We start from the raw sequence: 21,567 nt of genomic DNA, 5'->3' as shown, positions 1-21,567 counted from the left end.
GGTCCCGGGACCCACCGGCGTCACCGCGTCCGGGGGTCTGGGTCCCAGCCGCGTCACCGGGTGCCTGGACGTGCACCGGGCACGTGACGTCGGCAGGGCACCCGCGGACCGCTCAGTCGCGGCGTGCGGCGCGCCAGTCCTGGAACCGGTCCCACGGACGGCGCACGAAGCCGGCCAGCGCGTCGCCGCGCTCGCGCCACTCCACGACACCCTCCGTGGGCCACCACACCGCCCGCAGGCGGTCGCGCCGGCGACGGACCCCCGAGACCGCCTTGACCACCGCGGCGCTCTCGTCCCGGATGTCGGTGAGGGCGGTCGAGCCGGGGCGGGCGTACCGAGCCCGTTCCACCCCGTCGACGACCCGGCGCAGGGCAGTGGACTGCTCGCCCTCGAGGTACGCCTCACGCTGGTAGAACGCCCCCACCTGCCGGGGCGTGCTGCCGCGCGGCGGGATGACGCCGAGGTCGCCGATGCGCTCGACCATCGAGCGCCACTCCACCTCGACCCGGGCGGCCTCGTCCGCGGCGTGCCGCAGCTGTCGGCGCCGTCGGGCGCGGGCCGCGAGCGGCACCGCGAGCGACCCCAGCACCCCGGCCAGGACACCCAGCAGGACCCACAGCGCGATCGTCGCGCCGCGGCCGCCGAACCAGCCGGCGATCCCGGACGTGGTGGAGGTGGTGCGGGTCGGGTCGTTCGCGCCCGGGTCGTTGCGCCCGTCGGGCCGGGTGCTCGTCACGGTGGGCACGCTCGTGGCCGTGCTGGCCCCGGTCGGCGCTGCGGTGTCCGGCGTCGTGGACTGCAGCGAGTAGGGCGGCGCGACGGTGCTCTGCGTGCCGGACGGGGTCGGCTCGAAGCGCAGCCAGCCGATGCCCTCGAAGAACAGCTCGGGCCAGGCGTGGGCCTCGGCGCCGGTGACGACGTAGCTGCCACGGCTGGCGGCGCCCGGCAGGTAGCCGATGGCCATCCGGGCGGGGATGCCCGCCTCGCGCGCCATCATCACCATGGCGGTCGCGAACTGCACGCAGTAGCCGACCTTGGCGCGCAGGAACAGCGTGATCGCGTCCGGGCGCTCGAGCTGGCCGAACTGGTTCCGCACGGTGTCCGGGACCTGCAGGGAGTAGCGGAAGCCGCCGTCGGTGCGCAGGTACTTCTGGATCGCCCGGGCCGCCTCGATCCGGGTCGCACCCTTCGGCACCACCTCGCGGACGGCCGCCTCGATCGCCGGCTTGGCCGCCGGGTCGACCTGCAGGTCGGGCGGGACGAGGCCACCGTCCAGCCGCTGCACGGGTTGGGCGAGCGACTCCGGCGTGGGGTTGAGGGCGAGGTAGGTGAAGCTGTAGGACCGGGCGGCCCGCTCCACCGACACCACCGAGGTGTTCGCGTCCAGGCCCCAGGGGATGCGGCCGAGGTCGCCGGAGACGACCGGTGTCGGGGCCGCGATCTGCGGTGCCTCGATGCGCGAGTCGTCGACCGTCACGCGGTAGGTCTCGCGCGGGACGCTGGGGCCCAGGTCCTGCGGCAGGTCGACCTGGGAGCGGCGGGCGTACTGCACGTCCGGGGTGTCGGGCCGCCAGGTGTCGTCCCGGTAGGTCTCGAGCACCCCGATGCGCAGCGGGCTGAGCAGGCGCGCGTTCGTCGTGTAGGTGAACACCGGTGCCTTGGACGGGTTCTGCAGGCTCCGGGTGAGGTCCAGCGTGGAGCGCAGGCCGACCTGGCCGTCGCTGAACCCGGTCGCCTGCTGCGAGCGGCCGAGCCCGTCGATGAGGTAGCGGGTCGGGAGGTGCGGGATGGCCACGGGCAGCAGCACGGCCACGGCGAGCCCCGCCACGGCCAGCGAGCGGCCCGCGGCGGCGTAGCCGAACGACCCGTCGCGGTCGTCGTCGTGCCGGCGGCCCGACGCGCTCAGCGGCACGGTCGTGCTCCACCGCCGCAGCGAGGCGATGCCCTGGCGGCCGAGCAGCACGAGCCAGACGCCACCGGCGGCGACGAAGTACATGGGGTTGAGGGCGTCCCCGGAGTTCGAGGCCGAGATGAGGAAGGTGGTGAGCAGGGGCAGCCCCGCCAGCGCGGGGGAGCGGCGCATCACCGCGAGGTGGTCGACCAGGATCGCGGCGGCGCCGATGGCCAGCCCGATGGCGAGGGTGATGCCGCGGTTCGTGGGCGCGGGTGCCGCGTAGTTCTGGATGGTCTCGCGGGCGTCGACCAGCAACCGGTTGAACGTGAGCACCATGTCGGGCGTGGGCAGGCCGTGCCACAGGTGTCCGCGCCCGTAGATCCACCCGGCGGCCACGACCACGCCGACGAGCTGGGTGAGGACGACGGCGACCCACGAGCTCGTGAGGCTGCGCGCCAGGATGCCGGCGACGACGACCACGACGACCATCCCCAGGGTGGGGCGGATCCAGGTGCTCGGGGTGAACAGCGTCGTCAGCGGCCAGGCGACCACGGCCGAGGCGAGCCCGGCGAGGACGGAGTCGGCGACGCGCCCGCGGTTCACGCGACCACCCTCGAGCCGGCGCCGGACAGGGCCGTCCAGACGGTGGCCAGGTCGTCGCCGGAGCCCACCACCGCGACGCCCCACCCGGCGCCCTGCAGGATCGGCACGCACGGCAGCTCTGCCGTGCCGTGCGCGTGCCGGCGACGGGTCGCGCCGAACCCGTCGGGGTCCAGCACGACGGCCAGGGCGGTGCCGCCGGGCTGGCGCAGCGAGGCGACCTGGCGGGCGAGCTCCTCGTCCAGGTCGGTCACGACGGCGAGCACGAGGCCACCGGACGCCGTCACGGGGTGCGCGGCCTGGAGCACGTCGGCGAACAGGTCGTCGCGTCCCGTCTGGGCGACGGCGAGGACGTCGAGCAGCGGGTCGACCTCCAGGGCGGTCGCGGCCCGACCGTCCTCGGCCGTCTCGTCGCAGACGAGGTGCACGGCATACGCCTGGGCGAGGAGGTGGACGGCGACGGAGGCGCACGCGGTCACGGCCCACTCGAACGAGCTCGAGGTGCCGCTCCCGTGGTGGCCACGGGCCCGCGAGTCGAGCACGACGACGGCCCGGCGGCGGGCCGGCCGGTCCTCCTGCCGCACCATGAGGTCACCGGTCTTGGCGGTCGCGGGCCAGTGGATGCGGCGCAGGTCGTCGCCGTCGCGGTAGGCGCGGATCGACACGTCGTCCTCGCCGTGCAGGGCGACCATGTGCGGGATCGCGCCCTCGGCGCCGACGCCGCTCCCGGCGGGACGCCCGCCGCCGAGCGGCAGGATCCGGGGCAGGACGAGCACGTCGCTCGACCCCGAGATCGCGGCGACGCGGGTGCTCAGCCCGAACGGGTCGCGCAGACGCACGCCGAGCGGGCCGAGCCGGTGCCGGCCGCGCACGTGCGAGCGCACCGTGTAGTGGACCTCCTGCCGGTCGCCGCGCCGCATCCGCGGGACGACGAACCGCGGTCGGTCACCCAGGGCGTAGTCGAGCTGCTCCTCGGCCATGAGCAGGGGGCTGGTCGCGGCACCGGCGTTCTCGATGGCGAGGGTCACCAGGGCCTTCTCGTCGACCTGCACCCGACCGGGCACGGCCGTGCGCTCGAGCGAGAACCGCAGGTCGTGCCGGCGCATCAGCATGCCGCTGAGCAGGGGGAGGGCGACGAGCAGGACGCCGATGCGGGTGAGGTCGGTGAAGCCGAGCCCGACGCCGCACAGCACGAGGGTGGCACCCGCTGCGACGAACGCCCGCCCTCGCGTGGTGAGGAGGTCGCGAAGCCTGCGCACGGGCGCCTCAGCGGCCGGCCGCGGGGACGGGGACGCGCCGCATGAGGTCCTGCAGGACCTCGCCGGTGCTGCGCCGGGCGAGCTGGGTCTCGCCGGTGGGGATGAGGCGGTGGGCCAGGACGGGCAGCACGACGGCCTGCACGTCGTCGGGCAGCACGTGGTCGCGACCCTCGAGCGCGGCGTGCGCGCGTGCCGCGCGCAGCATGTGCAGGGTCGCCCGCGGCGAGGCGCCGAGGCGCAGCGCGGTGCTCGAGCGGGTGGCCGCGGACAGGTCGACGACGTACTGCTTGATCGCGTCGCTGGTGAAGACCGAGCGGACTGCCTTGACCATCGCCGACACCGTGGCCGCGTCGGTGACGGGGGTGAGGGTCTCCAGCGGGGAGACCTGGCCGTGGGTGTCGAGCATCGCCACCTCGGCGCGGGCCGAGGGGTAGCCGAGGGAGATGCGCGCCATGAAGCGGTCGCGCTGGGCCTCGGGGAGGGGGTAGGTGCCCTCCATCTCGATCGGGTTCTGGGTGGCCATGACGATGAACGGCCGAGGCAGGTCGTAGGTCTGGCCGTCGACGGTGACCTGGCCCTCCTCCATCGACTCCAGCAGGGCCGACTGGGTCTTGGGCGAGGCCCGGTTGATCTCGTCGCCGACCACGACGTTGGCGAAGATCGCACCGGGGCGGAACTCGAAGTCGCGCACGTCCTGGTTGAAGACGCTGACGCCGGTGATGTCGCTGGGCAGCAGGTCCGGGGTGAACTGGACCCGCCGGACCGAGCAGTCGATGGACCGGGCGAGGGTCTTGGCGAGCATCGTCTTGCCGACGCCGGGGACGTCCTCGAGCAGCAGGTGCCCCTCGGCCAGCAGCACCGTGATGGCGGTGTGGACGACGTCGGGCTTGCCCTCGATGACCGAGTTCATGGCGCGGGCCAGGCGCGAGGCCACCTCGCTGACCTGGCTGAGGGAGGCGGGCGAGCCTGCGGGCAGGGACAGGATCTCGGTCCTCGGGGCCGCGCTGCTGCCTCGGTCCACGCTGGTCTGCTCCTCGCCGCTCGCTGGCACGGGGGCCCCCTTCGCTCGTCCCGGCGGTCGCCACGGTGCGCCTGCCGGGTGGTGGCTCGATCTTCCCCCACAACCCTCCACCAAGGACAGCACGTATGCCGTCCTGTGACCTCCACCGCGCGGCTCGCGGCCGCCGCTGCGCACGGGGCGCAGGGAGCGCGTCGCGGCGGGCGCACCCGGACGGACCGCAGGTGCCCTTGACCGGAAGCGGCTGGCGACAATCTCCCCACTTCACTCCACCGCCCGTGACCTGCGGAAATGGCCGAACGGATGAGGCAAACCCGGGGAAGAAGCAGACGTGGGGGAGCAGTGTGGAGTAAAGTGGGGGACGTGAGAGGGCCGTGGGGTCCTCCTCGGGTCGAGATGGGGTGGTGGCGCCGTGTTCCTCGGTACCCACACGCCCCGCCTCGACGACAAGGGCCGGCTCTTCCTGCCCGCCAAGTTCCGCGACCGGATGGCCGACGGGCTGGTGGTGACCCGGGGGCAGGAGCGCTGCCTCTACGTCTTCCCGATGGAGGAGTTCCTGCGGGTCACGCAGCAGATGCAGGCCGCCCCCACCACCAGCAAGGCGGTCCGCGACTTCACCCGTGTCTTCCTGTCCGGTGCGAGCGACGAGGTCCCGGACAAGCAGGGGCGGGTGACCATCCCGGCCACCCTGCGCGCGTATGCCGGGCTCACCCGCGAGTGCACCGTCATCGGCGCCGGCAGCCGCGTGGAGGTCTGGGACACCGACGCCTGGAACGCCTACCTGCAGAGCACCGAGCAGGGCTTCGCCGACCAGTCCGAGGAGGTGATCCCCGGACTGCTCTGACCGACCGGGCCACGCGCCCTGGAGCCAGGTCTCCAGCCGCTCCGCCTCCCGGGACGACTTCCCCCGTCCCGGGCCGCACCCCCTGGAGCGGATGGGGACCTGACCTCAGGGACCTGCCACCACCGACCCGGCACCACCCGTCACACGGCACGGCACCACCGGACCCACCCAGCACCACCCCGCACGGCACCACCACGAAGCACCACCAGCAGGAGAAGCGCATGAACGCACGAGGAGCGGCCGCCGACCGGCACGTTCCCGTGCTCCGCGACCGCATCGTCGAGCTGCTCGCCCCCGCACTGCAGGAGCCCGGCGCCGTCTACGTCGACGGCACGCTCGGGATGGGCGGGCACGCCGAGGCCATCCTCGAGCGGTGCCCGCAGGCCCGCCTCGTCGGCGTCGACCGCGACACCGAGGCCCTCGAGCTGGCGGCCGAGCGGCTCGCGCCGTACGCGGACCGCACCAGCTTCGTGCACGCCGTCTACGACGAGGTCGACACCGCGCTGCGCGACCTCGGCATCCACCGGGCCGAGGCGATGCTCTTCGACCTCGGCGTCTCCTCGCTGCAGCTCGACGAGGCCGACCGCGGCTTCGCCTACGCGCAGGACGCGCCCCTGGACATGCGGATGGACCAGACCACGGGGATCACCGCGGCCGACGTCCTCAACACCTACGACGCCGTGGACCTCGAGCGGGTCCTGCGCGAGTACGGCGAGGAGCGGTTCGCGCGCAAGATCGCCGCCGCCGTGGTGCGCGAGCGCGAGGCCGAGCCGTTCGACCGCTCCGGCCGGCTCGTCGAGCTGCTCAAGAAGGTCGTGCCGGCCGCGTCGCAGAAGAGCGGCGGCCACCCCGGCAAGCGGACCTTCCAGGCCCTGCGCATCGAGGTCAACGCTGAGCTGTCCGTCTGGGCCGGCGCGCTGCCGCGCGCGATCGACGCGCTCGCTGTCGGCGGCCGGATCGCCGTCCTGTCCTACCACTCGCTCGAGGACCGCATCACCAAGCGCGTCCTCGCCGAGGGCGCGCGCAGCAGCGCCCCCGCCGGCCTGCCGGTCGAGCTCCCCGAGCACGCGGCATACCTGCGGCTGCTCACCCGCGGCGCCGAGGAGGCGTCCCCCGAGGAGCAGGCCGCCAACCCCCGATCCGCCTCCGTCCGCCTGCGCGCGGCCGAGCGCACCCGACCCACCCCGGCACCGACGAAGGGAACCCACCGATGAGCCAGCAGACTGCGACGGCGAGAGTCGCATCTCGGGCACCTGCGCGGCGGACGGCGACCCCGCAGCCGCTGCGCCTGGTCCCGGCCGCGGTGGGCCACCCCGGCAACGGCCTCTTCGCGGCCCTGTGCATGCTGCTGCTCGTCGGCGGCCTCGTCGCGCTGCTCATGCTCAACACCGCGATGGCCGAGGGCTCGTTCACGCTGCACCGCCTCCAGCAGACCTCCGGTGAGCTCACCGACACCCAGCAGGCGCTGACCCAGGCCATCGACGCCGAGCGCAACCCGGCCAACCTCGCGACGCGCGCGGGCAAGCTCGGGATGGTGCCCTCGGACGCGGCGGCCTTCCTCCGGCTGTCCGACGGCGCGGTGCTCGGCGTGGCGAAGGCCGCAGGCAAGGACGGCGGATTTACCGTGGTGACCGCACCGCAGACCTCGACGACCACGCCGGGCTCGTCGCAGGCCGCGGCGCAGAAGACACCCAGGACGACGGTGAGTGCCAAGGGGGACGTGACCACGACCACGACGGTGGTGACCAAGGGCGACGGCTCGGTCGTCACGACCGTCACCAGCGTCAACGCCAGGACGCGGACGACGACGAGCTCCACGACCACGACACCGCCGAGGAAGAAGCCGTCCCCCGCGGCGGCAACGCCCTCCCACTGACCGGGCCGGAACGCCGCACGACCGCTGCCGGGCTCAACACCCCAGCCCCCGGGCCACCCCGCCCGCCGCACCCGAACCGCCGCAGCACCGCACCACCGAACCACCGAACCGCCCACCCGAGGACACGAGGTAGCCAGTGACGCAGTCCCGAGGCACGCGCCCCGGTACCCCGCGCCAGCGACCCGTGACGTCGCCGACGGCGCGCCCGGAGCCGCAGCACCCGAAGGCGTCCGCCGCCCGTCCCCGGGGGACGCAGGCCCGCGGCCAGCAGCCGGCCCGGCCGCCCCACCCTGGCCGCCCCGGCCCGGGTCGGGGGAGCGGCGGTCCTCCTCCCCGGCGGCCCGGCGCCAAGCCGGTCCGGCTGGGGGGCGGCAACCCCCGCCGCCGCATGCGCACCATGACCGTGGCCGTGCTCTTCGTCTTCAGCATCTTCGGCGCCCAGCTGTTGCGGCTGCAGGGATTCGACGCCGCAGGGGTCTCCCAGACCGCCGCGTCCGAGCGGATGGGGACGATCGTCTACCCCGCGATGCGCGGCTCGATCCTCGACCGCAACGGCACCGTCCTGGCCTCGAGCATCGAGCGGCGCACCGTGACCGTCGACCAGACGGCGGTGCCGCAGTACACCAAGACGGTCGGTCGCGTGCGGACCAAGGTCGGCGTGGAGGGAGCGGCGCAGGACCTCTCGCCGCTGCTGGGCATCCCGGTCCCCGAGCTGACCAGGATGCTCACCGGTGACGCGCGGTACCGCGTCCTGCAGAAGAACGTCACGCCGCTCAACTGGCGCAAGATCTCCGAGCTCGGCGTCAACGGCATCTACTCCGAGCCCACCAGCGAGCGGAACTACCCGACCTCGACCGCCGCGGCCTCGCTCGTCGGCTTCGTCCGTGCCGACGGCACCGCCGGCGGCGGGCTCGAGGTGCTCATGGACAAGGAGCTCAGGGGCAAGGCCGGGAAGACGATCTTCGAGCAGAGCCAGGACGGCCGCCCGATCCCCAACGGCCGCCAGGAGACCATCCCGGCCGTGCCCGGCAAGGACGTGCGGCTGACCATCGACTCCGACCTGCAGTGGTACGCGCAGAACGCGGTGGCGCAGAAGGTCCTGCAGACCCAGGCGCTGTCGGGCACGGTCGTGGTCGAGAACGCCAAGACCGGTGAGCTGCTGGCGGTCGCGTCCTACCCGACGTTCGACCCCAACCAGCCGGGCCAGGCCAGCGACAACTGGACCAACAAGGCGTGGAGCGACGTCTACGAGCCCGGGTCAACCGGCAAGGTGATCACCGCCTCCGCTGCGATCCAGGAGGGCGTGGTCAAGCCCTCGACCGTCGTCGAGGTGCCGAACCGCCTGCACCGGGCCGACACGCAGTTCAAGGACGCCGAGGACCACCCCACCGAGTACCTCACCTTCGCGGGCGTGCTGGCCCAGTCGAGCAACATCGGCACGATCCTCGCGGGGGAGCAGGTCAGCCCGGCGACGACGTACTCCTACTTCCGCAAGTTCGGCCTCGGGGCGACGTCGGGCATGCACTTCCCCGGCGAGAGCCCCGGCCTGCTGACGAACTACAAGGACTGGAGCGGCTCGCAGCGCTACACCATGCTGTTCGGGCAGGGCCTGGCGGTCAACGCGCTCCAGGCCGCAGGGGTGTTCCAGACCATCGCCAACAACGGCGTCCGGATCCCACCGCACATCGTCGCCGGTGTGGGCGACGGGCACGGCGGCTTCACCCCCGCGGCGAGCCCGACGCCCGTCACCGTCGTCTCCCCGCAGACGGCCAAGCAGGTGCGCGACATGCTCGAGGGCGTCGTCGGCAAGGACGGCACCGCGCCGGAGGCCAAGGTCGACGGCTACCGGGTCGCGGGCAAGACCGGCACCGCCGACCGGTACGACTCGCGCACCGGCGGCTACGCGGGCAAGACGGCGAGCTTCATCGGTTTCGCCCCGGCCGACGACCCGCAGATCGTCGTGGCGGTCACGCTCCAGCGCCCCATCAAGGGCTACTTCGGCGGGGCCGTCGCCGGACCGGTCTTCCACGACGTCATGACGTACGCGCTGCAGGAGCTGAAGATCCCCCCGACCGGCACCCAGTCGCCGGTCGCCGTCATCCGTCCCGCGCAGATCCCGTCGCCGAGCGACCCCACCGTCATCCGCGACCACGGCTCCTCGGGCTCCGGCCCCTGACGGTAGGCTCGCTCTCCGTGTCTTTCCCCCGCCCGGCGTCCCCGCACGCGACACCGCTGTCGACGCTGGCGACCCTCGTCGGCGGCACCCTCGTGGGCGCCGACACGCCCGTCACGGGGGTGACCCTCGACTCGCGTGACGTGTGCGAGGGCGACCTCTACGCAGCCCTCCCGGGGGCGACGGCCCACGGTGCGTCGTATGCCGCGGGCGCGGCCGCGCAGGGCGCCGTCGCCGTCCTGACGGACCGCGCGGGCGGGGAGGTCCTCGACGACACCGGCGTGGCGCTGCCCCGGGTGGTCGTGGAGCAACCGCGCTCGGTCGTCGGCGCCGCCGCCTCGCGGGTCTTCGGCACCACCGACCTGGCCCTGAGGATGTACGGCATCACGGGGACCAACGGCAAGACCACCACGGCATACCTGCTCAGCTCGGCGCTGCACGCCCTCGGCAGGCGCACCGGGCTCATCGGCACCGTCGAGACGCGGATCGGCGACGAGCGCATCCGCTCGGTGCGCACCACCCCCGAGGCGCCGGTCCTGCACGCCCTCCTGGCGGTCATGGCCGAGCGCGAGCTCGACGACTGCGTCATGGAGGTCTCGAGCCACGCGCTGGTCCAGCACCGCGTCGACGGGGTCGTCTACGACCTCGCCCTCTTCACGAACCTGTCGCAGGACCACCTCGACTTCCACCCGACGATGCGCGACTACTTCCTCGCCAAGGCCTCGCTCTTCACGCCGGAGCGGTCGCGCCGCGGGCTGGTCTGCGTCGACGACGAGTGGGGCCGGGAGCTCGCCGCGACCGCAGGGGTGCCCGTGACGACCCTGACCTCGCTGCCCGGCGTCGACGCCGACTGGCGGCTCACCGTCCAGCCCGGGGACGCCGCGCGGTTCGAGCTGGGTGACGGCAGCACCACCCTGCGGCTGCGCTCCGCGCTGCCGGGCGACTTCAACCGGGTCAACACCGCGATGGCCGCCCTGGCCCTGGTCCTCGGTGGCACGCCCGGCGCGCAGGTCGAGGCCGCCATGGGGCAGGACCCGCACGTGCCGGGCCGCATGGAGCCGGTCAGGCCGACCGGCGCCGGTGCGACCGGCTCCGGCGCGGCCGGCGCGGGGGCGCCCGGAGCCCAGCCGCCCGGAGCGCAGCCGCCCGGAGCGCAGCCGCCCGGAGCGCAGCCGCCCGCCGCGGCCACGACGGGTGCCGACCTGCCGCTCGTGGTGGTCGACTACGCACACACCCCCGACGCGGTCGCGGCCGCCCTGTCGGCGCTGCGCGCGTCGACCCGGGGCGCGCTGGTGGTCGTCCTCGGCGCCGGCGGGGACCGCGACCGGGGCAAGCGCCAGGCGATGGGCCGGGCCGCCGCGGAGGGCGCGGACATCGTCCTGGTCACCGACGACAACCCCCGCTCGGAGGACCCGGCCGAGATCCGCCGCGCGGTGCTCGAGGGCGCCCGCGCAGCAGGGACCACGGCCGAGCTGCACGACGTGGCCGGCCGGGCCGAGGCCATCCGGCGGGCTGTGCGCGCGGGCCGCGACGCGGGGCCGGGCAGCGTGGTGGCGGTGGTCGGCAAGGGACACGAGACGGGACAGGAGGTCGCTGGGACGGTGCACCCCTTCGACGACAGGGACGTGGCGCGTGCCGCGCTCGACGAGCTGGCCGGTGCAGGGGGGCCCGCGTGATCCCCATGACGCTCGCCGAGGTGGCCGAGGTCACCGGGGGCCGGCTCCACGGCATCGACGACGCCGCGGCGGCTGCCCTCGTGGTCGACGGACCCGTCGTCACCGACTCGCGGGAGGCGGGCCCGGGAGGGCTCTACGTCGCCCGGGTGGGGGAGCACGCCGACGGCCACGCCTTCGTCGCCCCGGCCAGGGAGCAGGGTGCCGTCGCGGCCATGACCACCCGCCCGGTCGAGGACCTGCCCTGCGTCGTCGTGGACGACATCCAGGACGGGCTCGCGACGCTGGCACGGGCCGTCGTCGACCGGCACCCGGACCTGACCGTCATCGGCATCACCGGCTCGTCCGGCAAGACCTCCACCAAGGACCTGCTGGCCCACGTCCTGTCGCAGGCCGCGCCGACCGTCGCGCCGGTGGGCTCGCTGAACTCCGAGGTCGGCGTGCCCCTCACCGTCTTCCGAGTCACGCCCGACACGCGCTACCTCGTCGCGGAGATGGGCGCGCGCGGCACCGGCCACATCCGCTACCTCACGACGATCGCGCCACCCCGCATCGGCCTCGAGCTCAACGTCGGGTCCGCCCACGTGGGGGAGTTCGGCTCCCGCGAGGCGATCGCGGTCGCCAAGGCGGAGCTGGTCGAGGCCCTGCCCGCCGACGGGGTCGCCGTCCTCAACGCCGACGACACCGCGGTGCGCGGCATGGCGGCGAAGACGCAGGCCCGGGTGGTGCTCGTGGGCACCGCCCCGGACGCCGAGGTGCGTGCCGACGACGTCTCCCTCGACCCGCTCGGTCGCCCGTCCTTCCGGCTCACGACCCCGGACGGGTCGGCCGACGTCACGCTGCGGCTGCACGGCGAGCACCACGTCGCCAACGCGCTCTCGGTGGTCGCCGCGGCCCGCGCCTGCGGCCTCGACGTCGAGGCGACGGTGAGGGCCCTGGCCACCGCCACGCCCGCCTCGCGGTGGCGCATGGAGGTCACCGAGCGTCCCGACGGCGTCACCGTCGTCAACGACGCCTACAACGCCAATCCGGAGTCCATGCGCGCCGCGCTCAAGGCCCTCGTGGCGATGGGCCGCGCCGACGACGGCACCCCCCGGCGCACCTGGGCCGTCCTGGGCTCGATGCTCGAGCTGGGCGAGGAGTCGACCGCCGAGCACGACGCCATCGGCCGGCTCGCGGTGCGCCTCAACATCAGCCGTCTCGTCGTCGTCGGCGAGACCGCCCGGCCCATGGCCACCGGTGCCCAGCACGAGGGCTCGTGGGGCCAGGAGGCCGTGTGGGTCCCCGACGCCGACGCCGCCTACGATCTGCTTGCCGAGACACTCGCCCCGGGAGACGTCGTGTTGTTCAAGTCCAGCCGCGACGCCGGGCTACGGTGGCTCGGGGACAAGGTGGCCGGCGACGCCGGACCCACGGGTGGAGCCGGCGGCACCGAGGAGGACGCGACGTGAAGGCGGTGCTGGCGGCGGCCGTCATCTCCCTCGTGGGTGCCCTCCTCGGAACCCCCATGTTCATCAAGTTCCTGGTCCGCCAGGGCTACGGGCAGTTCATCCGCGACGACGGCCCGACCTCGCACCACACCAAGCGCGGCACGCCCACCATGGGTGGCGCCGTCATCATCGGCTCGAGCCTCGCGGCATACGGCCTCGCGCACCTCATCACCTTCACGCCGCTCACCTGGAGTGCCGTCCTCGTGCTCTTCCTCATGGCTGGGCTGGGGCTGGTCGGCTTCCTCGACGACTACATCAAGATCTCCAAGCAGCGCAGCCTCGGGCTGCGCTCGGGGGAGAAGCTCGCGGGCCAGACCCTCGTCGCCGTCGTCTTCGCCGTGCTGGCGCTGCAGTTCCCCAACAGCCACTGGCGCACCCCTGCCTCGACGCAGATCTCGTTCGTGCGCGACACGCCCGTCGACCTGGCCTTCGCCGGGCCCCTCATCGGCCTGATCCTGTTCGTCATCTGGGCCAACCTCATGATCGCCGGCACGTCCAACGGCGTGAACCTCACCGACGGCCTCGACGGCCTCGCGACCGGTGCCTCGGTGATGGTGTTCGCCGCCTACGTCCTCATCGGCATCTGGCAGGGCAACCAGAACTGCCAGCTCACCCCGGGCCTGAAGTGCTACGAGGTGCGGGACTCGCGTGACCTGGCGGTGGTGGCGGCCGCCTGCATGGGGGCCTGCTTCGGCTTCCTGTGGTGGAACGCCTCACCGGCCAAGATCTTCATGGGCGACACCGGTTCGCTGGCCCTCGGCGGTGCACTGGCCGGCCTGGCCATCACCACCCGCACCGAGCTGCTCATCATCATCCTCGGCGGCCTGTTCGTCGCGATCACGCTGTCGGTGATCATCCAGGTCGGCTCGTTCAAGCTCACCGGCAAACGGGTCTTCCGGATGGCGCCGCTGCAGCACCACTTCGAGCTGCTGGGCTGGAACGAGGTCACCATCGTCATCCGGTTCTGGATCGTCGCGGGGCTCTTCGTGGCGCTCGGACTCGGGCTGTTCTACGCCGAGTGGGTCGTGGGGGCGCAGTGAGCGGCGCACCGGTCGGGGGGCGCCTCGACGGCCTCACCGACGCCTCCGCCGACTGGAGCGGCCTGCGCGTCCTCGTCGCCGGGCTCGGCGTGAGCGGCTTCGCCGCGGCCGACGCCCTGCACGAGCGCGGCGCGGTCGTCATCGCCGTCGACGGCGGGGACCCCGCGGTGAACGCGGCGCTGGGGGAGCGGGCGCGGATCCTCGACATCCTCGGCGTCGACGTGCGCCTGGGTCCCGAGCACGTGGCCGGTATGCCGCAGGCCTGGGACGCCGACCTCGTCGTCACCTCCCCGGGGTGGCGGCCGGACCAGCCCCTGCTCGCCGCGGCGGCCGCCCGCGGCATCCCCGTCTGGGGCGAGGTCGAGCTCGCCTGGCGCATGCGGCAGGCCGTCGGCCCCGCCCCGTGGCTCACCGTCACGGGTACCAACGGCAAGACGACGACGGTCGAGATGCTGGCCTCGATGCTGCGCGCTGCCGGCCTGCGGGCCACCGCCGCCGGCAACGTGGGCACCCCCATCCTCGAGGCGGTCCTGCACCCCGAGCCGTACGACGTCATCGCCGTCGAGCTGTCGAGCTTCCAGCTGCACTGGTCGGACTCGCTGGCGCCGCACGCCTCCGCCTGCCTCAACCTCGCGCCCGACCACCTCGACTGGCACGGCTCGATGGACGCCTACCGGCAGGCCAAGGGCAAGGTCTACGCCAACACCAAGGTCGCCTGCGTCTACAACGTCCAGGACCCCGTGACCGAGCAGCTCGTCATGGACGCCGAGGTGCAGGAGGGCTGCCGGGCGATCGGCTTCACCCTCGGCACGCCCGGGCTGTCGATGGTGGGCCTGGTCGACGACGTCCTCGCCGACCGCGCCTTCGTCGAGGAGCGCCGCACGTCCGCGGCCGAGCTCGCGACGCTGGCCGACGTGCAGGGGTCCTCGGCCGTCCTGGCCCCGCACAACGTCGCGAACGCCCTCGCCGCAGCCGCGCTCGCCCGCGCGTACGGCGTGCCGCCGGTCGCGGTGCGCGACGGCCTGCGCGCCTTCACGCCCGAGCCGCACCGCATCGCGCAAGTGGGGGAGGTCGGCGGCGTCCGCTTCGTCGACGACTCCAAGGCCACCAACCCGCACGCCGCGGCCGCGTCCCTGCACTCGTTCGAGAAGGTCGTCTGGGTGGCCGGTGGCCTGCTCAAGGGCGCCGACGTGGACGACCTCGTCAAGGACGCCGCGAGCCGGCTGCGGGGTGTGGTGCTCATCGGACGGGACCGCGAGCAGATCGCCCAGGCGCTCGCCCGACACGCGCCCGATGTCCCGGTCGTGGACGTGCCGACCACGGACACTGGGGTCATGGACGTCGTCGTGGAGCGTGCCTCCGAGCTCGCCGAGGAGGGTGACGTGGTGCTGCTGGCCCCCGCCGCGGCGTCGATGGACATGTTCCCCAACTACGGTGCCCGGGGCGATGCCTTCGCGGCGGCCGTCGCCCGCCGTGCCGGCAGCGCAGGGGAGTAGGCAGTGAGCAGTACCACCGCCGCGCCCCCCGGGACGGGGAAGGTGTCGCGCGCCGACGACCTCGGCCCGACGGGCTGGCTGGCCCGCTTCGACTCACCCGTCACCAGCTACTACGTGCTGCTGTCGGTCTCGGTGGTGCTCGTCGTCATCGGCCTGATCATGGTGCTCTCCGCGTCTTCGGTCATGTCCCTGGTGGCCACGCACAACAGCACGCCGTACCTCTTCTTCCGCAAGCAGCTGATGTTCGCGGTCCTCGGCGGGCTGGTCATGCTCGGCGCCAGCCGGATCCCGGTCCGCGGCTGGAAGGCGCTGTCGTTGCCCATCCTGGGTGGCTCGGTGCTCGCGATGCTGCTCGTCTTCACCCCGTTGGGTGTCACGGTCAACGGCAACCGCAACTGGATCGGGGCGGGCAGCTTCACGATCCAGCCCGCGGAGTTCGCCAAGATCGGCCTGGTCCTGGTCGGGGCGCTCGTGCTCTCGGCCCGCGGGCGCAGCCTCGAGCGGCTCAAGAACGTGATCCTCCCGTACCTGTTCCCGTGCGTCCTCGTCACGGTCGGGCTCGACCTCGGCGGCGGCGACCTCGGCACGGCCATCGTCATGGGCGGCATCGTCGGAGCAGTCCTGTTCACCGCGGGCGTCCCCCGCAAGCTGTTCGCGTGGGGCCTGGCCGGCATGGCCGCCGCGGCGATCACCCTCATCGTGACGAGCCCCAACCGGCTCGGGCGGTTCGACGTCTGGCTGGGCAAGGACACCAACCCGTACGGCGCGGCGCGCCAGCCGCTGCACGGCCGCTACGCGCTGGCCGACGGCGGGTGGTGGGGCGTCGGGCTCGGGGCCAGCCGCGAGAAGTGGCAGTGGCTGCCGGAGGCGCACAACGACTTCATCTTCGCGATCATCGGCGAGGAGCTCGGCCTGCCGGGCACCCTCGTCCTGCTCGGGCTGTTCTGCGCCTTCGCCCTCGTCTGCTACCGCATCGTCCTGCGCACCGACGACCTGTTCATCAAGATCGCGACCGGTGGCACCATGGCGTGGATCGTGGTACAGGCGTTCGTCAACATCGGTGCCGTGATCGGGCTGCTCCCGGTCATCGGCCTCCCGCTGCCGCTCGTGTCCTACGGCGGGTCGTCGCTCATGACGACGATGGCGGCGCTGGGCATCCTGCTCTCGTTCGCACGCAACGAACCCGGGTGCACGGAGGCCCTGTCGGCCCGCCCCTCGGTCGTGCGCCGCACCATCGCGGTCCTGCCCGGACGGCGGGGGAGGGACTGATGTCCACCACGAACCCGACGTCCGTCCTGCTGGCCGGCGGCGGGACGGCCGGCCACGTCTCCCCGCTGCTCGCGCTGGCCGACTGCCTGCGCCGGCGCCACCCCGGGATCACGATCACGGCACTGGGCACCGAGACCGGTCTGGAGTCCCGCCTCGTGCCCGACCGCGGCTACCCGCTGCTGACCGTGCCCAAGGTGCCGCTGCCGCGCAAGCCCTCCGGCGACCTGCTGCGGCTGCCCACCAACCTGCGCGGGGCGGTCCGCGCGGCCGAGCGGGCCATCCAGCAGACCGGCGCCCAGGTCGTGGTCGGCTTCGGCGGCTACGTCTCCACGCCGGCATACCTCGCCGCGCGGCGCTGCCACGTCCCGGTCGTCGTGCACGAGCAGAACGCCCGCCCCGGCCTGGCCAACCGTGTCGGCGCCCGGATGACCACCCACGTCGCCACGACGTTCCCGAGCACGCGGCTGGCCCACGCGACCGCGATCGGCATGCCGCTGCGGTCCGAGATCGCCCACCTCGACCGCGCCGCGACGCGCGCCGAGGGACTGGCGCACTTCGGGCTCGAGGACCACCACCCCACCCTCCTGGTGACGGGCGGCTCGCTCGGCGCCCAGCGGCTCAACGCGACGTTCGAGGCGAGCGCCGCGCAGCTCCGCGCGGGTGGGGTCCAGGTCCTGCACCTCACCGGGGCCGGCAAGGAGTTCACCCCGTCGACCGACGGCGACGGGCCGCCGTACGTCGTCGCGCCGTACACCGACCGGATGGACCTCGCCTACGCCGCGGCCGACCTCGTCGTGGCCCGGGCGGGCGCCAACACGGTCTGCGAGCTCACGGCCGTCGGCCTCCCCGCCGTCTACGTGCCCCTGCCGATCGGCAACGGCGAGCAGCAGTTCAACGCCGCCGACGTCGTCGAGGCCGGGGGCGGGATCATCGTGGACGACCCCCAGGCCACGCCCGAGTGGGTGGGCTCGACGCTGGTTCCGCTCCTGACCGACCCGGCACGCATCGACGCGATGGCCGCGGCCGCCGCGGCGGTGGGGGAGCGCGGCGCCGACGAGCTGCTGGCCGACATGGTGGAGGCGGCCCTCGCCGAGTCGCAGGCCGCCCCGGGAGAGGTCCGCCCGTGAACGGCCAGAACCCGCGCTTCGACTTCACCGAGCCGGTGCCCCCGCTCGAGCAGCTCGGTGCCGTGCACTTCATCGCGATCGGCGGCTCGGGCATGTCCGGCGTGGCCCGGGTCATGCTCGCCCGCGGCACGCGCGTCAGCGGCTCCGACGCCAAGGAGTCCCCGGTGCTCGCGGCCCTGGCGGCGGAGGGGGCGCAGGTGCACGTCGGCCACGACCCCGCCCACCTCGACGGCGTCGCCACCGTCGTCATCTCCTCGGCCATCCGCGAGGGCAACGTCGAGCTGGCCGCCGCGCGCGAACGCGGCCTGCGCGTCCTGCACCGCTCGCAGGCCCTCGCCTCGACGATGGCCGGCTCCCGCCGGGTCGCGGTGGCGGGTGCCAACGGCAAGACGACCACGACCTCGATGCTCACGGTCGCGCTGCAGCACTGCGGCATCGACCCCTCGTTCGCGGCCGGGGGAGAGCTGGCCAAGCACGGCACCAACGCCCACTGGGGCACCGGCGACGTCTTCGTCGCCGAGGCCGACGAGAGCGACGGCTCGTTCCTCGTCTACCGCCCCGAGGTCGCCGTCGTCACCAACGTGCAGCCGGACCACCTCGACTTCTACGGCACGTTCGAGCGCGTCCGTGACGCCTACGCCGAGTTCGCGGCGTCGGTGCTGCCCGGGGGGCTGCTCGTGGCGTGCGAGGACGACGAGGGCTCGCGCAGCCTCGCCCGGAAGGCCCGCACCGCCGGCACCCGCGTCCTCACCTACGGCTGGTCGCCCGAGGCCGACGTCGTCCTGGGGCAGGAGACCTTCCGGGGCCTCATGGCCCGGGCGACCCTCACCGGCCCCGACGGCCAGTCGCGGGTGCTGCGGGTCAACATCCCCGGCCGGCACAACCTGCTCAACGCCGCGGCGGCATACACGGTGGCCGTCGAGGGGCTCGGGCAGGACCCGACCCGGGTGCTCGACGGGCTGTTCGGCTTCACCGGCACGCGCCGTCGGTTCGAGCCCAAGGGGTCGGCAGCCGGCGTGACGGTCGTCGACGACTACGCGCACAACCCGGGCAAGGTCGCCGCGGTCGTCTCGACCGGTCGTGACCTGGTCGCCGGGCAGGGCCGCCTCGTCGTCGTCTTCCAGCCGCACCTGTTCTCCCGCACCCGGGACTTCGCCCGCGAGTTCGCGGCCGCCCTCCGCCCGGCCGACGTCGTCGTCCTCATGGACGTGTATGCCGCGCGCGAGGACCCGGTCCCCGGCGTCTCGTCCCAGCTCGTGGCCGACGCGCTGCTCGAGCTCGAGCCGGGGGCGGACGTCCGGGTGGTCTCCTCGTGGACCGCCGTGCCCCAGGTGGTGGCCGGGCTGGCGGCCGACGGCGACCTCGTCCTCACCGTGGGCGCCGGTGACGTGACCATGATCGGCCCCGAGGTCCTGCGGGTCCTCGCGCAGGGATGAGCGGGCGCAGCGCCCCGCGCGGCCTGGCGTCGTCGCGCGACCGGTTCCAGCAGCGCGCCACCTTCGCGCGGCGCCGCCCGCTGCGCCTGTGGGGGTATGCCGCCGGAGCCGTCGCCCTCGTCGCCCTGCTGGTGTGGCTGGTCGCCTGGAGCCCGGTGCTGGCCGTGCGCAGCGTCGAGGTCGTGGGGGTGCCCGCGGCCGAGGTCGCGCCCATCACCGAGCTCGCCAAGGTCCCGATGGGGGAGCCGCTGGCGCGGGTCGACACCCGCGGCGTGGCAGCCCGGGTTGCCGAGCGGGCGACGCTGGCCGACGTCTCCATCGAGCGTTCCTGGCCCAGCACGCTGGTCATCCACGCCAGCCCCCGCGTGCCCTTCCTGGTCGTGAAGAACCCTCAAGGTCAACTGAAGGTTGTGGACGAGACGGGAGTCGCCTACGCCGTGGTGACGACCGCACCCAAGGGGGTGCCGGTCGTCAGCGCCGCCTCCGACGCGGCACTGTCCCAGGACGCCCTCGCCGCCGCCGTCAGCGTCCTCAAGGTGCTGCCCGACTCCCTCCAGCGGAGGGTCTCCGCGGTGACGGTCAGCAGTGCCAACCTCGTCACGATGAGGGTGGGTCCCACGACGGTCGTGTGGGGCGGTGTGGCCGAGCCGGAGCGCAAGCTGGCCATCGTCCAGGCCCTGCTCAGGACCCCGCACGCGGTCATCGACGTCAGCGCGCCGAACACCCCCGTCACCCGCTGAGCCGCGCCGGGTCCGCCCCCGCGCCAGGGCTGGGGAGCGGGCCCGAGCGGTGGGCCGGGGCCCGGGCGCGCAGTGTGGGGCACGGGGCCCGTGGGGCGCTTGTGACGGGTGTGACACACTTCCCCGGGCGCGGCCAGCAAAACCCCGCCGCGCAGGCAATCCGTGCTGCGACACGCGGACCGCCTCGTTGCCTGCCACTGTCCCCACGCATAGCGTCGGCGGCACCGGAAACCGTTGGGAACCCAGGCATAACTCTCAACTTCACGTCTAGACACCAGCACCCAGCAGCACCCCAGGAGAGGCCCACCGCCGTGGCAGCACCGCAGAACTACTTGGCCGTCATCAAGGTCGTCGGCATCGGCGGTGGTGGCGTCAACGCCATCAACCGCATGATCGAGGTCGGCCTCAAGGGCGTGGAGTTCATCGCCATCAACACCGACGCGCAGGCGCTGCTGATGAGTGACGCCGACGTCAAGCTCGACGTGGGCCGTGAGCTCACCCGTGGGCTCGGCGCCGGCGCGGACCCCGAGGTCGGGCGCAAGGCGGCCGAGGACCACGCCGAGGAGATCGAGGAGGTGCTCAAGGGCGCCGACATGGTCTTCGTGACCGCGGGCGAGGGCGGTGGCACGGGCACCGGTGGCGCCCCTGTCGTCGCCAAGATCGCCAAGGGCCTCGGTGCCCTGACGATCGGCGTCGTCACCCGGCCGTTCACCTTCGAGGGCCGCCGTCGCGCCAACCAGGCCGAGTCCGGCATCGGCAACCTGCGCGAGGAGGTCGACACCCTCATCGTCATCCCTAACGACCGGCTGCTGTCGATCAGCGACCGCGCGGTCTCGATGCTCGACGCCTTCCGGTCCGCCGACCAGGTGCTGCTCTCCGGTGTCCAGGGCATCACCGACCTCATCACCACGCCGGGCCTGATCAACCTCGACTTCGCCGACGTCAAGTCGGTCATGCAGGGTGCCGGCTCGGCGCTCATGGGCATCGGCTCCTCGCGCGGCGACGACCGCGCGGTGCAGGCGGCCGAGCTGGCGATCTCCAGCCCGCTGCTCGAGGCGAGCATCGACGGCGCGCACGGCGTCCTGCTGTCGATCCAGGGCGGCAGCGACCTCGGCCTGTTCGAGATCAACGAGGCGGCGCGCCTCGTCCAGGAGGCCGCACACCCCGAGGCGAACATCATCTTCGGAGCCGTCATCGACGACGCCCTCGGCGACGAGGTCAGGGTGACCGTCATCGCCGCGGGCTTCGACGGCGGCGCCCCGCTCAAGCGCGAGAACGAGCGGGCGATCGGCCAGATCCAAGGTGCCACCCGTCCGGCCCAGACCGCGCCGCAGCAGGCCGCCCCCTCGGCTCCCGCCCCGGCAGCGCCCGCGCCGCAGGCGGCCCCGCAGCCGGCATACCGCCCCACCCCCGAGCAGTCCGCGCCGGCGCAGCCGCAGCCGGCCCCGGTGCGCACCCACGAGGGGGAGGGCGTCAGCACCTCCCAGCCGCACCAGACCCAGCCCGCCGCCCCCCGCGAGCCGGTCGGCCGCCCGCCGCGCACCGTCACGTTCGACGAGGGCGACGACCTGGACGTGCCCGACTTCCTCAAGTGAGCTCCTGACCACACGCCGACAGGGGGCGCCGGACGAC

General features: G+C 73.7%; 16 protein-coding genes. 13 read left to right on the top strand and 3 right to left on the bottom strand.

The window, feature by feature from the left end:
• Positions 1–112: 112 nt before the first annotated feature.
• The 3 genes from ACFUC1_RS08365 to ACFUC1_RS08355 are packed head-to-tail and all read right to left on the bottom strand — an operon-like array spanning position 113 to position 4,738.
• Positions 113–2,497, bottom strand: coding sequence for a transglutaminaseTgpA domain-containing protein (locus tag ACFUC1_RS08365; protein WP_379118553.1), 2,385 nt, complete (start codon positions 2,495–2,497; stop codon positions 113–115).
• Positions 2,494–3,753 carry a DUF58 domain-containing protein gene (locus ACFUC1_RS08360; protein ID WP_379118551.1) on the bottom strand — a complete coding sequence of 420 codons (1,260 nt, stop codon included), beginning with the start codon at positions 3,751–3,753 and terminating at the stop codon, positions 2,494–2,496. The genes ACFUC1_RS08365 and ACFUC1_RS08360 overlap by 4 nt, the downstream gene beginning before the upstream one ends.
• A 7-nt stretch (positions 3,754–3,760) precedes the next feature.
• Entirely contained in the window at positions 3,761–4,738 is a 978-nt protein-coding gene (locus ACFUC1_RS08355) for an AAA family ATPase (RefSeq protein ID WP_379118596.1), read from the bottom strand.
• Positions 4,739–5,183: 445 nt separating this feature from the next.
• Here ACFUC1_RS08355 and mraZ point away from each other — a divergent pair, with 445 nt between their 5' ends.
• From mraZ to ftsZ, 13 genes are all read left to right on the top strand, one after another.
• The gene (mraZ, locus tag ACFUC1_RS08350) at positions 5,184–5,615 is read left to right on the top strand and encodes a division/cell wall cluster transcriptional repressor MraZ (protein ID WP_379118549.1); all 432 of its coding nucleotides are present in this window, start codon (positions 5,184–5,186) and stop codon (positions 5,613–5,615) included.
• A gap of 221 nt (positions 5,616–5,836) precedes the next feature.
• Entirely contained in the window at positions 5,837–6,829 is a 993-nt protein-coding gene (gene rsmH, locus ACFUC1_RS08345) for a 16S rRNA (cytosine(1402)-N(4))-methyltransferase RsmH (RefSeq protein WP_379118547.1), read from the top strand.
• On the top strand, positions 6,826–7,491 hold the full coding sequence (locus ACFUC1_RS08340) for a hypothetical protein (protein WP_379118545.1): 666 nt from the start codon (positions 6,826–6,828) through the stop codon (positions 7,489–7,491). Before rsmH ends, ACFUC1_RS08340 begins: the two co-directional genes overlap by 4 nt.
• Before the next feature lie 388 nt (positions 7,492–7,879).
• Entirely contained in the window at positions 7,880–9,667 is a 1,788-nt protein-coding gene (locus ACFUC1_RS08335; protein ID WP_379118543.1) for a peptidoglycan D,D-transpeptidase FtsI family protein, read from the top strand.
• A 17-nt stretch (positions 9,668–9,684) separates the two neighbouring features.
• Entirely contained in the window at positions 9,685–11,340 is a 1,656-nt protein-coding gene (locus tag ACFUC1_RS08330; protein ID WP_379118541.1) for a Mur ligase family protein, read from the top strand.
• Positions 11,337–12,788: a UDP-N-acetylmuramoyl-tripeptide--D-alanyl-D-alanine ligase gene (murF, locus tag ACFUC1_RS08325; RefSeq protein WP_379118539.1), complete on the top strand. Its 1,452-nt coding sequence runs from the start codon at positions 11,337–11,339 to the stop codon at positions 12,786–12,788. Before ACFUC1_RS08330 ends, murF begins: the two co-directional genes overlap by 4 nt.
• Positions 12,785–13,867: a phospho-N-acetylmuramoyl-pentapeptide-transferase gene (gene mraY / locus ACFUC1_RS08320; protein ID WP_379118537.1), complete on the top strand. Its 1,083-nt coding sequence runs from the start codon at positions 12,785–12,787 to the stop codon at positions 13,865–13,867. The genes murF and mraY overlap by 4 nt, the downstream gene beginning before the upstream one ends.
• Positions 13,864–15,363 carry a UDP-N-acetylmuramoyl-L-alanine--D-glutamate ligase gene (gene murD / locus ACFUC1_RS08315; RefSeq protein WP_379118536.1) on the top strand — a complete coding sequence of 500 codons (1,500 nt, stop codon included), beginning with the start codon at positions 13,864–13,866 and terminating at the stop codon, positions 15,361–15,363. Before mraY ends, murD begins: the two co-directional genes overlap by 4 nt.
• A gap of 3 nt (positions 15,364–15,366) precedes the next feature.
• Positions 15,367–16,632, top strand: coding sequence for a putative lipid II flippase FtsW (gene ftsW, locus ACFUC1_RS08310; protein WP_379118534.1), 1,266 nt, complete (start codon positions 15,367–15,369; stop codon positions 16,630–16,632).
• On the top strand, positions 16,632–17,759 hold the full coding sequence (gene murG / locus ACFUC1_RS08305) for an undecaprenyldiphospho-muramoylpentapeptide beta-N-acetylglucosaminyltransferase (RefSeq protein ID WP_379118532.1): 1,128 nt from the start codon (positions 16,632–16,634) through the stop codon (positions 17,757–17,759). The genes ftsW and murG overlap by 1 nt, the downstream gene beginning before the upstream one ends.
• Complete coding sequence (gene murC / locus ACFUC1_RS08300) at positions 17,756–19,195, top strand: UDP-N-acetylmuramate--L-alanine ligase (protein ID WP_379118530.1); 1,440 nt, start codon at positions 17,756–17,758, stop codon at positions 19,193–19,195. Before murG ends, murC begins: the two co-directional genes overlap by 4 nt.
• Entirely contained in the window at positions 19,192–19,935 is a 744-nt protein-coding gene (locus ACFUC1_RS08295; protein ID WP_379118528.1) for a cell division protein FtsQ/DivIB, read from the top strand. Before murC ends, ACFUC1_RS08295 begins: the two co-directional genes overlap by 4 nt.
• A 311-nt stretch (positions 19,936–20,246) precedes the next feature.
• Positions 20,247–21,530: a cell division protein FtsZ gene (gene ftsZ, locus ACFUC1_RS08290; protein WP_379118525.1), complete on the top strand. Its 1,284-nt coding sequence runs from the start codon at positions 20,247–20,249 to the stop codon at positions 21,528–21,530.
• Positions 21,531–21,567: the final 37 nt, after the last annotated feature.

This window comes from Pedococcus sp. NPDC057267 (assembly GCF_042668795.1).
Taxonomy (GTDB): Bacteria; Actinomycetota; Actinomycetes; order Actinomycetales; family Dermatophilaceae; genus Pedococcus.
This window is presented reverse-complemented; position numbering and strand designations above follow the sequence as displayed.